Source organism: Pseudoalteromonas rubra (genome assembly GCF_004212645.1).
GTDB lineage: Bacteria > Pseudomonadota > Gammaproteobacteria > Enterobacterales > Alteromonadaceae > Pseudoalteromonas > Pseudoalteromonas rubra_G.
Window position 1 is genome coordinate 1 of sequence record NZ_PPUZ01000038.1, and the last position, 12752, is coordinate 12752.

Sequence of the window (12752 nt, forward strand, 5' to 3'; positions counted from 1 at the left end):
AAATTTCTCATTTAGATTTGCTAAATATCAAAATTTTTGCCTGGTTATCGACCCTATTTTCTCGCCTCAAGATAGAACACTTAATTAAGCAAATTGGTATTACGTGATGATCACTCGAACGGGCAGGTATTTCCGGGGATCAGCGCCCAGGGCTGGGCACGCACTCCTTGTGTCTGCAACAGTTCGTGCAACGCGTTAAACGAGGCGCGCGTATTACGCAGCGCCACTTTGTCGACAAACCACTGCGGCGCACCGCCCTGTAAATCTGCCGATATTTGATAGTCTATCTCAACAGCATTGTCTCGCTCCGTCAGCCGCCATTGCACAGTCACAGGTTCAATACGGATCACACCCGGCGCAGGTGCAGGCTCAGCGATTGAGCGTATCTTAAGTAGATAACTGGTAGTGGACTCTTGCAGCAAACACGCATGTGTGAGCATATCCCTTTTGCGCAGCGGCCAGGGTAAGTCAAAATGCGTCAACACTCGGGTCTGGTTTAGCGCAGGGCGGGATAAAATGGTGACGGTGCTGACATGCTTCACCCATAGCGGGACACTATCGACATCATTAAGCAGGTTAATCACCGATTTTGCACTGATCCCAGGCCACTGTCCGGTCACTCGGATCCTCAAAGGCTGATCAGCGCGCTTTTGATAGGCGACAGAAAACAGATCAGAATGGTGCCAGGGTTGCCACTGCTGGGGCGCCTGTGCCGCGTAGCCAGGCGCTGAAAAACCTGCCAGCCACAGTAAGCAAGTTAAACGTTGCAGATTACCAGTAAGGTTCACTGTTTAACGATGCCTGACGACTTTGCTCCATCGCACTGACGAGAAAATCGGCTTTTTGTTGCAGCCAAACTAAAATGCCCTGCAACGCTTCATTTGGCTGGCCTTCGCACAGCTGGCGAAGATAAAACAAGGTTTCCAGCTCATAAATGCCATACACAATGTCAACCCAGGGGGCTCTGAACGCCCGACGGGTTTCTTTGTCGTAAAGTTTACCCAGGCAGTGACCACTGAGCAGCATGTTTTCCAGCGGCTGACGACACTCCAGATAGTCTTTCACCGTCATAGCACGATCGGCCGGAAATAAAGTGGTTAATTTGTTCCAGTCGTGATCATAAGCCCGCTTAGCAAGCGCCTCGACCGGGCTTTGTGCTGCGGTAATGGCGTTCTGATCCCAGTTTTTACGCCAGGATTTGTCCAGCAACCAGCGGGTCAGCGCCAAAATCAGGCGGTTATATCGCGAGCAGTGGAATAAGTCCTCAATGTCGGTTACGGTTGGCTGAACGTCTTTCATATCAGCAATCACCTGAGCCAGCTCGGGCGCATTAGAGATCCGCTTATAGTAAGCATGGCGCTTAGACGTATAGGTTTTCAAATGAATGGCGTTTTCTACCCAGCCTAATTCAGACAACAGCCATTTTAGCTCTTTGCGCAGAAACTCGGTTGACGATTTATCGACAAACTCCTCAAATAACCAGAAGGCGTGGCGGATCAGGCTAACCCCGTCTATCAGGCGTTTCAGGGTTTTCAGGCTTGGCGCATCCAGGTAACACTGCTCATGTTTTTGCACAAACTGAATACCGTGATTGACGGTGGCCACCAGCGCCTGCTCTTGCGTGCAGCCTCGGGGTAACTTGATCACGCCCAGGGTTTTATTGGCTTTAAGCGGTTTATCGTCGGCAATACGGTAGCCTCTTGCCGCCTTGGAATATAGTCCCAGGCGCAAGCCAATGTGCTGTAGCAAATGATCGGCGAGCAAAAACAAATCGTCTTTGTCACCTTCGATCAGTTCAATTTCGAGCTCTGAAATGGGTTCTACAATCCCCTGTGCACTGATCTCGCCTTTATCGAGTACCACTTCAATTTCGCTGCCAGCTTCGGTTTCAATCAGCCAAGTACGACGAATAAAATTGGTACTAAAAATCGGATATAAGTTACTGGCTATCGACTCCAGCTGCACACCCATTGGCCAGATACTCGAGTCAAAAGCGTGAATATCGGGGCGACTGCCCTGAAGGGGCAAATTGTACTCAGGACGCTGATGTAATCCCCCAACCACCTCACCGGCTAGCTTAATGGTCTGCTCGCAGTCGTCATCATTGCAACGCGTGCGCAAACCAATATCGAATGCACGCAGCTCACGGCTGGGCGTATCGAAATAAGCATTTTTCAGATTTTTAGCAGGTTTATTGCTGACTTTTTTCGCAAACTGGGTAATAAGGGCTGGGATCAGCGGAACTTCATTGTCTGAAACCAAAAATTTCAGTTCTATCTCAGTGTCCATCAGGGGTGTGATTTACCTATGTAATTTTCGAACCCCCAAAATATACAAAGGGTCCGCACTTTGCAAACCTTTTAGTAATTATTAGCGCATAATCACCACCAATGCCAGCCGGTTTGTTCAATTACAGGTGTAAACATGTGCACACTTCAGTGCGCGGATTTAGCCACAGTTCAAGTTAAAATTCGCTCGTTTGTGCGTTATCCGCAAAACCTGCCCCTTGCCTTTGCCTCGGGAAATCCCTACTATTTTGGTAACTTTATAACGATATCAATATTTAAGGCCTGCGAATGCTGAAAAATATCGCTTTGCCGCTGCTGCTGTCTGTGCTCTCACTGAGTGCAATGGCGGAGCAAACCGAGCTGCAAAATGAGCCTGCACAGGCGCAGTCAGCAACCGACAATAACGGCTACATTGTCGACGACTTATACCTCTTCATGCACACCGGACCGGGTAAGAATTATCGCATCCTGGGTTCGGTCGAAGCCGGAACTCCGATCACTATCCTAAACACGGAGCAGGACGACTTTATTCAGATAAAAGATGACAAAGACCGCGAAGGCTGGGTCCAGAGTCAATTTGTCACCTCTGAACCGGGGTTACGTCAGCGACTGGAAAGCGCTAATCAGGCACTGAGTGATAACAATGCCCAGCTCAATACTTTACAAAGCCGCATTCCACAACTTGAGCAGGCCAACTTGCAGCTACAGCAAGACAACACAGCGCTCAAAAATAACATCGCCGAACTGGAACAAGCCCTTGAGGCGCAGGTACAGGCAAGCCTGAATAAAGCGCAAACAGAGCAACATATGCTGCTGAGCTATGGTGGTGGCATTGGTATCGCAGGCATTTTAATTGGCGTGGTACTCACCCTGGTGTTGTCACGGCGCAAGCGCTACGACGGCTGGGCGTAAAAGCCGCGATAAAATATATGCATAAAAAAAGGCCTTATCGGCCTTTTTTTATACCAATTTGCTTAATTAAGTGTTCTATTTTGAGGCGAGAAAATAGGGTCGATAACCAGGCGAAAACTTTGCTATTTAGTTATTCTAAATGAGAAGTTTTCAACGCCGTTAGCGCCATATTTGCTCCTTCAAATTGAACAGGCATTAAGTGAAATTGGTATTACTTGCCTGCTATGGCGAGTAACTCAACTTCAAATATCAACAACGAGCCCGGTGCAATTTTCCCGGCCGCCCTGTCTCCGTAGCCCAGATCCGGGCCGATGAAAAAGCGAAACTTATCACCCACGGTCATCAGCTGAACGCCCTCAGTCCAGCCCGGTATGACCTGATTCAGGCCAAAACTGATAGACTCACCGCGTACCACGGAGCTGTCGAACACCGAGCCATCCAGTAAAGTGCCATGGTAATGTACCGTGACTTTGTCTGTTGCGCTCGGATGCTCAGTCCCGTCGCCTTTGTTTAACACTTCATATTGCAAACCAGAGTCGGTTGTTGTTACTCCACTCTTTTGCGCGTTTTGCGCCAGAAACTCTGCCGCTTCTATGCGGTTACCTGCCGCCGCCTGCTTTTGCTGTTTACCGTTTTTAAAAATCAGCCAGCCCAGCACGACGATGACCAGCACAAGGATAATATTGGTTGTTGACATAATGACTACCTAAATTATGAATGATCTTTCTCTTGCTCGTTTGGCGCTTCGCCTTCGGCGTCTTTATCGTCGCCATTCACCACATCGGCAATTTGCTGCAAACGCGCCAGTGCCAACGCATTGATACTCTGCTGTGGATACTCGCCATTGATAAGCGCCCCGGCTTCACGCTGCATCAGCAAAGACAGCGCCTCGTCGACTGTTGCCACCGCGAAAATATGGAAGCGACCTTGCTGAGCCGCCGCCAGCACTTCGTCATCCAGTACCAGGTTGATCAGGTTCGAGCGAGGAATGATCACGCCCTGACGCCCTGTCAGGCCGCGCATTTTACACAGCTTAAAGAAGCCTTCAATTTTTTCATTCACGCCACCGACGGCCTGCACTTCACCGTGCTGGTTAATGGAGCCCGTCAGCGCCAGTGACTGGTCGATAGGCAGCTGAGTTATGGCAGAAATAAGACCACACAGCTCCGCCAGCGACGCGCTGTCACCGTCAATAAAGCCATAACTTTGTTCAATGGCAATATTGGCGCTCAGCGTCAGGCTAAAGTTTTGTGCATATTTATTACCGAGGTAACCGGTCAGCAGCATAACGCCTTTAGAGTGGATCGACTTACCTAACTCGGCTTCACGCTCCACGTCTATCACCCCATCGGCACCGGCATACACAGTCGCGGTGATCCGCGCCGGCGTACCAAAGGCGGTATCGCCAATGTGCAGTACCGTCAGACCGTTCACTTTACCAACTGCCTCACCTTCTGTGGCGATCAAAGTATGGCCTTCTTCAATGTCACTGAGCATGTTCTCACTGAGCTGGCCGGTGCGATATTGCTTACCGACTATGGCTTCGTCGATATGCGGCGCGTCGATTTCGCTGAGCCCATCCTGCTTGGCGTAATAACTCGCCTCTGCCACCAGCTCAAGTACATCGGCAAAACGTGCCGAGAGTTTGTTCTGATGTTCAGCCTGGCGATAACTGAACTTCAGCAAACGCGCCAGTGCCTCGCCAGTTAAGGTGCACTTGAGTGTCTGTTCACAGTACTCCTGCACTTTAGTGACAAACTGATATTGCAGGCGGTCACTGTCGGGCAGATAGTAGTCAAAATCAGCCAACACTCTGAACAGCTCGCCAAACTCTTCGTCGTATTCCCCTATGGTGTAATACAAGTCACGCGAGCCCAGCAGGATGATCTTCACATCCAGCGGGATCAGCTGAGGTTTAAGGGTAAAGCTGCTGCCGACCGAGCTGTCCTGATAAGGCAAATCGTTTTTAATCTGATGGGTCTTTAAAGACAATTTGAGCCCGTCCCAGACCTGTGCATTGGCCAGTACTTTGTCGGCATCCATGATCAGGTAACCACCGTTGGCACGGTGCAGTGCCCCCGGCTGAATAGAGCGGTAACTGGTGATCAGGGTGCCGTGCGCATTGGCATACTCAATTTTGCCAAAAATGTTGCCAAAGGTCGGGTTCGGCTCGTACACCACAGGCGCCGCCTGACCTTCTTTGAACTCCACCAGAATATTCGGGGCAAAGAAATCACTCAGCATGCCCTTGGCATCAAAGTCATCTTTATTTTCGTCTCCTGCGGCACTGTCGTCGTCCAGCCAGTCGAGTACGGCATCGACAATTTCCACTCGCAAATCTTTAAGATAACGGATCACCCCAATGTGGCTGGCATACTTATGTTCCAGCGCTTTGAGCAATGGCTTGGTCGCCAGCTCTATGGTGGTTTTTTTCAGCTCGCGCAGTTTCTCTGATGATTCGCGCTTCCAGCGTGGCAACTCAATCAGTGCTTCAATCAGGCAGTCTTCGAGCTTTTCAATGGCATCAAAAAAGTGTTCCTGAACGGCTTCTTCCAGCGCCATAAATTCGGCATCATCAAGCGCTTTGCCATCCACCACAGGGGCAAAACTCACCACCCCTTTTTCTTCCATCATGGCAACGCTTTTCTTCGCGGCCAGCTCTTCCACCGCACTCAGGGCGGCGTTGTATTTATTGTCAAAGTCTCTGTCGAGCGACTTTTTCTTGCGCTGATAACCCGGGTTATCAAATGCCGCAGGAAACGTATCCACCACTTCATCTAAGAAGGAATCAATGTCATCGGCCAGTACTTTGCTCTCGCCCGCCTGCATAAACAGAGCAATCGGCTCTCTGTGGTCGTCGTAATTATTAACATACAACCACTCTTTGGGAGTTGGGCGGGTTTTGCAGTGTGCTTCGAGCTTGTCTTTGACCATAGTAAAGCGCCCGGTTGCCGCTTCGCCCATGACAAACACGTTGTAACCCGGCAGCTCCATGCCCAGCGCAAAGTCGAGCGCACTTTGCGCCCGGTTCTGGCCGATAAAAGGCAAAGGATCCGGATAGGGGTTTTGCATGCAGGTGGAGATGTGTGGCAAAGACACACTCGGAGCCAGCTGTTCGCTGCTCAAAGGCTTAATGGTTTTCGTCATTCCTAACTTCTTTCTCTTGGCCGGCCGCGCGACACTTGCACACGGGGCTGTGATTAAGGGGTAAGTGCCTTACGAGCAAACTCACCGTGCCCACATTCGCTGCACGACGGAATTTCCAACGCATAATAGACATTCGTTTTATGGCCGCAATTTTTACACACTAATTGCCCCAATGCTATCCATTCCCCTTGTTTGTAGATGCCATCGTGTTGAAAGTCTTGTACTAATGCCTGCCATTCAAGCTGCGTGCGATCCTCCAGTTGAGCCAGTTCGTACATCACACTGGCCTTAAGCTCCTCCCAGGCCACATCGTCATAATGGTCCTTGTGTTCACTCAGATGAGCCAGGTCGCGTTTGAGATAATAGCGATAATCGGCCAGTTTATCTTTGGACAGCTGCTTCACCGCCTCCTGCGCGTCCATAAACTCTTTGACCAGCTTTTTAAGCTCATGCTCTTTGACGTCTTTCAGCCACACTGAAAAGTCATCCAGCCAGCGTTTGTAATCTGCCATGTTTACCTCCCGACTCAGGCTATTTTGCAAGGTATTTACTCTGCCTTTGTCTCAGTATAGTTCAGCTGACGTCACAGTCCTGAAACAAATCACCACCACAACGCCAATTTACGCTGATAATTCCGCTTTGAAGCGCTGTGATCAGCGCGTTTTTTCGGGTATGCTATCGGCAATTTTCTAATTAGTTTGCAAGAAGTCTGGAAACGTCAATGCAAGAGCAATACAACCCGCAAGAAATCGAACCCAAAGTTCAGTCCCATTGGGAACAAAACAACAGCTTCAAAGTAGTTGAAGACGAATCAAAAGAAAAATACTACTGTCTGTCTATGTTCCCTTACCCAAGTGGTCGTCTCCACATGGGTCACGTTCGTAACTACACCATAGGTGATGTGGTCTCGCGTTTCCAACGACTCCAGGGCAAAAACGTGATGCAACCTATGGGTTGGGACGCATTTGGCCTGCCTGCGGAAAATGCCGCAATCAAGAACAACACAGCGCCGGCTAAGTGGACTTACGAGAACATCGATTACATGCGCAACCAGTTAAAGCTGCTTGGTTTTGGCTACGACTGGGACCGTGAAATCGCGACCTGTCACCCGGATTACTACAAGTGGGAACAATGGTTCTTCACTAAATTGTACGAAAAGGGCCTGGTCTACAAAAAAATGTCAACGGTAAACTGGGACCCGGTTGACCAGACGGTACTGGCCAACGAGCAGGTGATTGACGGCCGTGGCTGGCGTTCAGGTGCTATCGTTGAGCAAAAAGAAATTCCACAGTGGTTTATTAAGATCACTGACTACGCGCAGGAGCTGCTGGACGACCTGGACCAGCTTGAGCACTGGCCTGAGCAGGTGAAAACCATGCAGCGTAACTGGATCGGTCGTTCAGAAGGTCTGGAGATCGACTTCAAACGCGCTGATAACGACGAGCAATTTACTGTTTACACGACTCGCCCGGATACCTTTATGGGTGTGACTTACGTGGCTGTTGCTGCGGGTCACCCTATTGCTCAGGAAGCGGCAAAAAACAACGCCGACATTGCCGCGTTTGTTGAAGAGTGTAAAAACACCAAAGTCGCCGAAGCCGACATGGCTACCATGGACAAAAAAGGCATCGCGACTGGTTTTTACGCTATCCACCCGCTTACCGGTAAACAGGTGCCAATCTGGGTTGCTAACTTTGTACTGATGGATTACGGCTCAGGCGCCGTTATGGCCGTACCGGGTCACGACCAGCGTGACTACGAATTTGCCAGCGCTTACGGTTTGGAAATCAAGCAAGTGATTGCCCCGGCTGCCGACAGCGAACTAGAAGCAAACCTGGATGAAGCCGCATTTACTGAAAAAGGCGTGTTAATCAACTCAGGTGAGTTTGATGGCCTGGACTTTGAAGGTGCCTTCAATGCCATTGCCGACAAGCTGGAAAGCATCAATGCTGGTAAGCGCAAAGTCAACTTCCGCCTGCGCGACTGGGGTGTGAGCCGTCAGCGTTACTGGGGTTCTCCAATTCCAATGCTGAACAAAGCAGACGGCAGTGAGCTGGCAGCGAGCGAAGACATGTTACCAGTCCGCCTGCCAGAAGACGTGGTAATGGATGGCGTAACCTCGCCAATCAAATCCGATCCTGAGTGGGCCAAAGCAACCGTTAACGGCGAGCAGGTTTTCCACGAAACGGATACCTTTGACACCTTTATGGAGTCATCCTGGTACTACGCACGTTACTGTAGTCCGCGTTACGATGAAGGCATGTTAGAGCCGGGCGCGGCAAACTACTGGCTGCCGGTTAACCAGTACATTGGTGGTATTGAGCACGCTATCCTGCACCTGTTGTATGCGCGTTTCTTCCACAAACTGCTGCGCGATTTTGGCCTGGTTAATTCCAGCGAACCATTCGAGCGCCTGCTGTGTCAGGGCATGGTACTGGCAGAGACTTACTACCGCAAAGATGAAAAAGGCGGTGATATCTGGATCTCACCTACCGACGTAGAAACCGAGACCGACGACAAAGGCCGCATCACTAAGGCGTGGCACAAAGACGACGGCGAGCCGGTATTCTCTGCGGGCATGAGCAAGATGTCTAAGTCAAAGAACAACGGTATCGACCCGCAGATCGTTATTAAGCAGTACGGTGCCGACACCGTGCGCTTGTTTATGATGTTTACTGCACCACCAGAGCAAACGCTGGAATGGTCTGATTCGGGCGTAGAAGGCGCGCACCGTTTCTTACGTCGGGTCTGGAAATTTGCTGTCGATGTAAAAGCCGCCGGTACTGCCGAGCTGGACTTGAACGCACTGAGCAGCGCTCAGAAGACATTGCGCCGTGAGATCCACAAGACCATCGCGAAAGTAACCGATGATGTTGAGCGTCGCCAGACCTTCAATACCGCCATTGCCGCTATCATGGAGCTGTCAAACAAGCTGGCCAAAGCGCCGCTGAAAGACACGCAAGATATCGCACTGGCCAACGAAGCGCTGGAAGCCATGATCATCATGCTGGCGCCAATCACGCCGCACCTGTCTCATGAGCTGTGGGAACAACTTGGTAAACAAGGCGACATCTTAGATGCACGCTGGCCACAGGTTGACGCGAGTGCTTTGGTTGAAGACGAAAAACTGATCGTGGTTCAGGTCAATGGTAAGCTGCGCACTAAGCTGACTGTGGCAGCGGACGCGACCCAGGAGCAAATTGAAGCGCTGGCGTTTGCCGATGAGAACGTACTGAAGTTTACCGAGGGTAAAACCATACGTAAGAAAATCTACGTACCGGGTAAACTGTTCAATGTGGTAGCCAACTAATGGCTACCCTGCTGAATACCCCATTATTCAGTATGATGCGACGCTGGCAGGGTTTTATGCTGGCGTTGTTTACCTGTGTGGCGCTGTCCGGCTGTGGCTTTCAGCTGAAGAAAGCCTCCTACCTGCCAGACGACCTCAGGGCACTTCACCTCAGTGGCACCGACAGTAAGTCGGCGCTGTTTATGAGTCTCAAGCAAGAGCTTAAACGTGCTCAGGTCCAGCTGCTGCCCTCGCCAAAGCTCGGCAATGGCCAAGACGCGGTTGAACTGCACCTGTACCGGGACTCGCTTGAGCGTCAGACGCTGAGCCTGTTTAAAAATGGTCAGGTGGCACAATACGAGCTGGCCTACAGCGTACGCTATCGTCTCACTCGTCCGGGTTTTGAACCCGTCGAGCAGGAATTTGAACTGTACCGCAACTACCAGGATGACCCGGACAACGCCCTGGGCAAATCTCAGGAGCGGGAGATCATCCTCGGCGAGCTACGTCAGCTTGCCAGCCGCCGTATTATCCGTGAATTGTCTCAACTCTAATGCGTTGTTATGCCAATCAATTAGCAGGCCAGCTTAAACAGGGCCTGCAACCATTTTATCTGATCTTTGGTGAAGAGCCTTTCCAGGAAGCCCAGTGCGTCAGCGCCGTGCGCCAGGCAGCCAAGCGCCAGGGATTTGATGAAGTGATTAAGTTCAGCTTACTGCCCGGCTTTGACTGGCTGGAGCTGGTCAATCAGTACAATAGTATGTCGCTGTTCAGCGCTCAGACGCTGATTGAGTTCGACCTTAACCAGCAGAAACCGCCCACCCAGGGCGTGAACATTTTAAAAGAGCTGGCGGCAAACCCGAACCCGGATGTGATTTTAATCCTCAAAGGCGCCAAAGCCTCGCAGGATATTCAGCGCAGTGCCTGGTTTAAGGCGCTGGATAAGCAAGGCCTGTTTGTGCCCTGCTACGCGCTGACCGGCTACCATCTGCAACGCTGGCTCGATGATGAATGTAAGCGGCTAAAACTCAACCTGAATAATGATGCCAAACGCAGCCTGCTACAGGCAACCGAAGGCAACCTGCTGGCTACGCATCAGGAGCTGGAGAAGCTCTCGTTACTCTATAAAAGTGCGCCAATCGATCAGGAAAAGCTGCTCAGCGGGCTGCTCAATCAGGCCAAATTCGACATCTTTGACCTGAACGACGGTTTGCTGCGAGGTAACCCGAAAACACTTATCAAGGTGCTCAACAAGCTGGCACACGATAATGTCGAGCCCGCCAGTATTGCCTGGACGCTGCACAATCAGGCTCAGCTATTGCTTAACCTTAAACAGCTGATCCAATCGGGCACGCCCACACAGGATGCGTTTAAAAAGCACAATGTCTGGAAAAATCAGCAACAGAACACCCAGCAGGCGCTGGACCGGCTCAACACCACACAGCTGGAACAATTGTTGGTCCTGCTGGCTGAGTTCGATTCGGCCTATAAGCGCAACATTCTGGTCGCGCCGTATCAGGCGCTGGCGCACATAGCGCTGAGCTTTTGCCAGTCGCTGCCTTTTGCCCTGCCCTACGAGGAGCTGGCATGATAGCGCTGTTTGGCGGCACCTTTGACCCTATCCACCTGGGTCATATCAATATGGCCACTCAGTGTGTGGATACGCTTGGCCTGTCTGAGCTGCGCTTTATTCCCAATGCCGTACCGGTGCATAAGCAGGGCCCGGCCATCAGCACCTCAGACAGACTGGCGATGCTGCAACTGGCCATTGCCCATGAGCCCAGATTCAGCATTGACCACCGGGAGCTGGAGCGCGATACCCCTTCGTACTCTTTGCTTACCCTGCAGGAGCTGAAAGCTGAGTATCCGGATCAGGCGCTGGTCTTTTTAATGGGCATGGACTCTTTTAACAGCCTGGATAAATGGTATCGCTGGCAGGATATTGTGGCGCTGTGCCATATCGTGGTCTATCAACGACCAGGCGATACGTTTGCCCCATCCGAGGCTTTGCAGGCGTATCTGGCACGCGCGCGCTGCACAGACACCCAAACGCTGAGCACCCAACCCGGTGGCCTGTGTTATTTTTTGCCGGGTCAGCCCTTTGAGGCTGCGTCCAGTACCATCAGAAACGCGATAAAACACCGCCAAGCTGTTGAACCTTGGCTGAATAAGACAGTCCTAGAGTATATTCAGGCACACCAATTGTACCTAAGCAGTAGCGACAGCCCGTAACCCGGCGCGCAGTGGATACACAGACTTGAGTTTCCCCCTGCTAACCGTGTTACAATTGCCGCTTATTTGTAGCAAAGAGACAGAGATTTGGATTCAAAACAACTACTAGATTTTGCATTAGACAAAGTCGACGACATGAAAGCCCGCGATATTGTTCACCTTGATGTAAGAAATACCTCTTCCGTCACCGATTATATGGTTATCTGCTCTGGTAATTCCAAGCGCCATGTGCAATCCATTGCCGATCATGTCGCCAAAGAAGCCCGCCATGCAGGTGAAACACCATTAGGGCATGAAGGTCAGGATACGGGTGAATGGGTGTTGGTTGATTTGGGTGACGTGGTAGTGCATGTCATGCAGGATCAGACCCGTGACTTCTACGACCTAGAAAAACTCTGGGGTTAATGTGAAGATCCAGCTCATTGCAGTCGGCACCAAAATGCCTGGCTGGGTTGAAACCGGCTTCCAGGAATACCAGCGGCGTTTCCCCAAAGATATGCCGCTGGAGCTGATTGAGATATCCGCCGGCAAGCGGGGCAAAAACGCCGATATCAAACGCATTTTGCAGCAGGAAGGGGAAAAAACCCTGGCCGCTATTCCCAAAGGCAATCGCATTGTCACACTGGAAGTCACAGGCAAACCCTGGGACACCCACCAGCTGGCCAGCAACATGGAAAAGTGGCAACTGGATGGCCGTGATGTCAGCTTGCTGATAGGCGGACCTGAAGGTCTGGCGCCGGAGTGTATCGCAGCTTCCGAGCAAAAATGGTCATTGTCTAACCTGACACTCCCCCACCCGCTGGTGCGCATTGTGGTGGCAGAAAGCCTGTATCGTGGCTGGAGTTTAAATAACAACCATCCTTATCACAGGGAATAGTCACCAT

General features: G+C 51.1%; 12 protein-coding genes. 7 read left to right on the forward strand and 5 right to left on the reverse strand.

The window, feature by feature from the left end; translation table 11 throughout:
* Positions 1 to 110 precede the first annotated feature (110 nt).
* Both C3B51_RS14165 and C3B51_RS14170 read right to left on the reverse strand, forming a co-directional pair.
* Positions 111 to 788: a hypothetical protein gene (locus tag C3B51_RS14165; RefSeq protein ID WP_130245459.1), complete on the reverse strand. Its 678-nt coding sequence runs from the start codon at positions 786 to 788 to the stop codon at positions 111 to 113.
* Positions 772 to 2289: a CYTH and CHAD domain-containing protein gene (locus C3B51_RS14170; protein ID WP_125716198.1), complete on the reverse strand. Its 1518-nt coding sequence runs from the start codon at positions 2287 to 2289 to the stop codon at positions 772 to 774. The genes C3B51_RS14165 and C3B51_RS14170 overlap by 17 nt, the downstream gene beginning before the upstream one ends.
* Before the next feature lie 287 nt (positions 2290 to 2576).
* Between C3B51_RS14170 and C3B51_RS14175 the strand changes: the two genes are divergently transcribed.
* Complete coding sequence (locus C3B51_RS14175) at positions 2577 to 3200, forward strand: TIGR04211 family SH3 domain-containing protein (RefSeq protein ID WP_130245460.1); 624 nt, start codon at positions 2577 to 2579, stop codon at positions 3198 to 3200.
* Positions 3201 to 3411: 211 nt separating this feature from the next.
* Here C3B51_RS14175 and C3B51_RS14180 read toward each other — a convergent pair whose 3' ends face one another.
* From C3B51_RS14180 to C3B51_RS14190, 3 genes are read right to left on the reverse strand one after another with little or no spacing between them, the layout of a single operon-like run.
* Positions 3412 to 3897 (reverse strand): FKBP-type peptidyl-prolyl cis-trans isomerase, encoded by a 486-nt coding sequence (locus C3B51_RS14180; RefSeq protein WP_046004188.1) that lies wholly within the window; start codon positions 3895 to 3897, stop codon positions 3412 to 3414.
* A 14-nt stretch (positions 3898 to 3911) separates the two neighbouring features.
* Positions 3912 to 6347 (reverse strand): Lon protease family protein, encoded by a 2436-nt coding sequence (locus C3B51_RS14185; protein WP_046004189.1) that lies wholly within the window; start codon positions 6345 to 6347, stop codon positions 3912 to 3914.
* Positions 6348 to 6400: 53 nt separating this feature from the next.
* Complete coding sequence (locus C3B51_RS14190; protein WP_130245461.1) at positions 6401 to 6859, reverse strand: zinc ribbon-containing protein; 459 nt, start codon at positions 6857 to 6859, stop codon at positions 6401 to 6403.
* 209 nt (positions 6860 to 7068) lie between these two features.
* On the opposite strand from C3B51_RS14190, the gene leuS reads away from it, so the two are divergent.
* The 6 genes from leuS (at position 7069) to rlmH (ending at position 12745) form a co-directional block, all read left to right on the forward strand.
* Complete coding sequence (gene leuS, locus C3B51_RS14195; protein ID WP_130245462.1) at positions 7069 to 9657, forward strand: leucine--tRNA ligase; 2589 nt, start codon at positions 7069 to 7071, stop codon at positions 9655 to 9657.
* Positions 9658 to 9689: 32 nt separating this feature from the next.
* The gene (gene lptE, locus C3B51_RS14200) at positions 9690 to 10190 is read left to right on the forward strand and encodes an LPS assembly lipoprotein LptE (RefSeq protein ID WP_130245473.1); all 501 of its coding nucleotides are present in this window, start codon (positions 9690 to 9692) and stop codon (positions 10188 to 10190) included.
* Positions 10190 to 11227, forward strand: a complete 1038-nt coding sequence (gene holA / locus C3B51_RS14205) for a DNA polymerase III subunit delta (RefSeq protein WP_130245463.1) — start codon at positions 10190 to 10192, stop codon at positions 11225 to 11227. Before lptE ends, holA begins: the two co-directional genes overlap by 1 nt.
* Positions 11224 to 11868 carry a nicotinate-nucleotide adenylyltransferase gene (gene nadD, locus C3B51_RS14210; RefSeq protein WP_130245464.1) on the forward strand — a complete coding sequence of 215 codons (645 nt, stop codon included), beginning with the start codon at positions 11224 to 11226 and terminating at the stop codon, positions 11866 to 11868. Before holA ends, nadD begins: the two co-directional genes overlap by 4 nt.
* A gap of 87 nt (positions 11869 to 11955) precedes the next feature.
* On the forward strand, positions 11956 to 12273 hold the full coding sequence (rsfS, locus tag C3B51_RS14215; protein WP_046004194.1) for a ribosome silencing factor: 318 nt from the start codon (positions 11956 to 11958) through the stop codon (positions 12271 to 12273).
* A 1-nt stretch (position 12274) separates the two neighbouring features.
* The gene (gene rlmH / locus C3B51_RS14220; protein ID WP_046004195.1) at positions 12275 to 12745 is read left to right on the forward strand and encodes a 23S rRNA (pseudouridine(1915)-N(3))-methyltransferase RlmH; all 471 of its coding nucleotides are present in this window, start codon (positions 12275 to 12277) and stop codon (positions 12743 to 12745) included.
* The last annotated feature ends 7 nt before the right edge of the window (positions 12746 to 12752 follow it).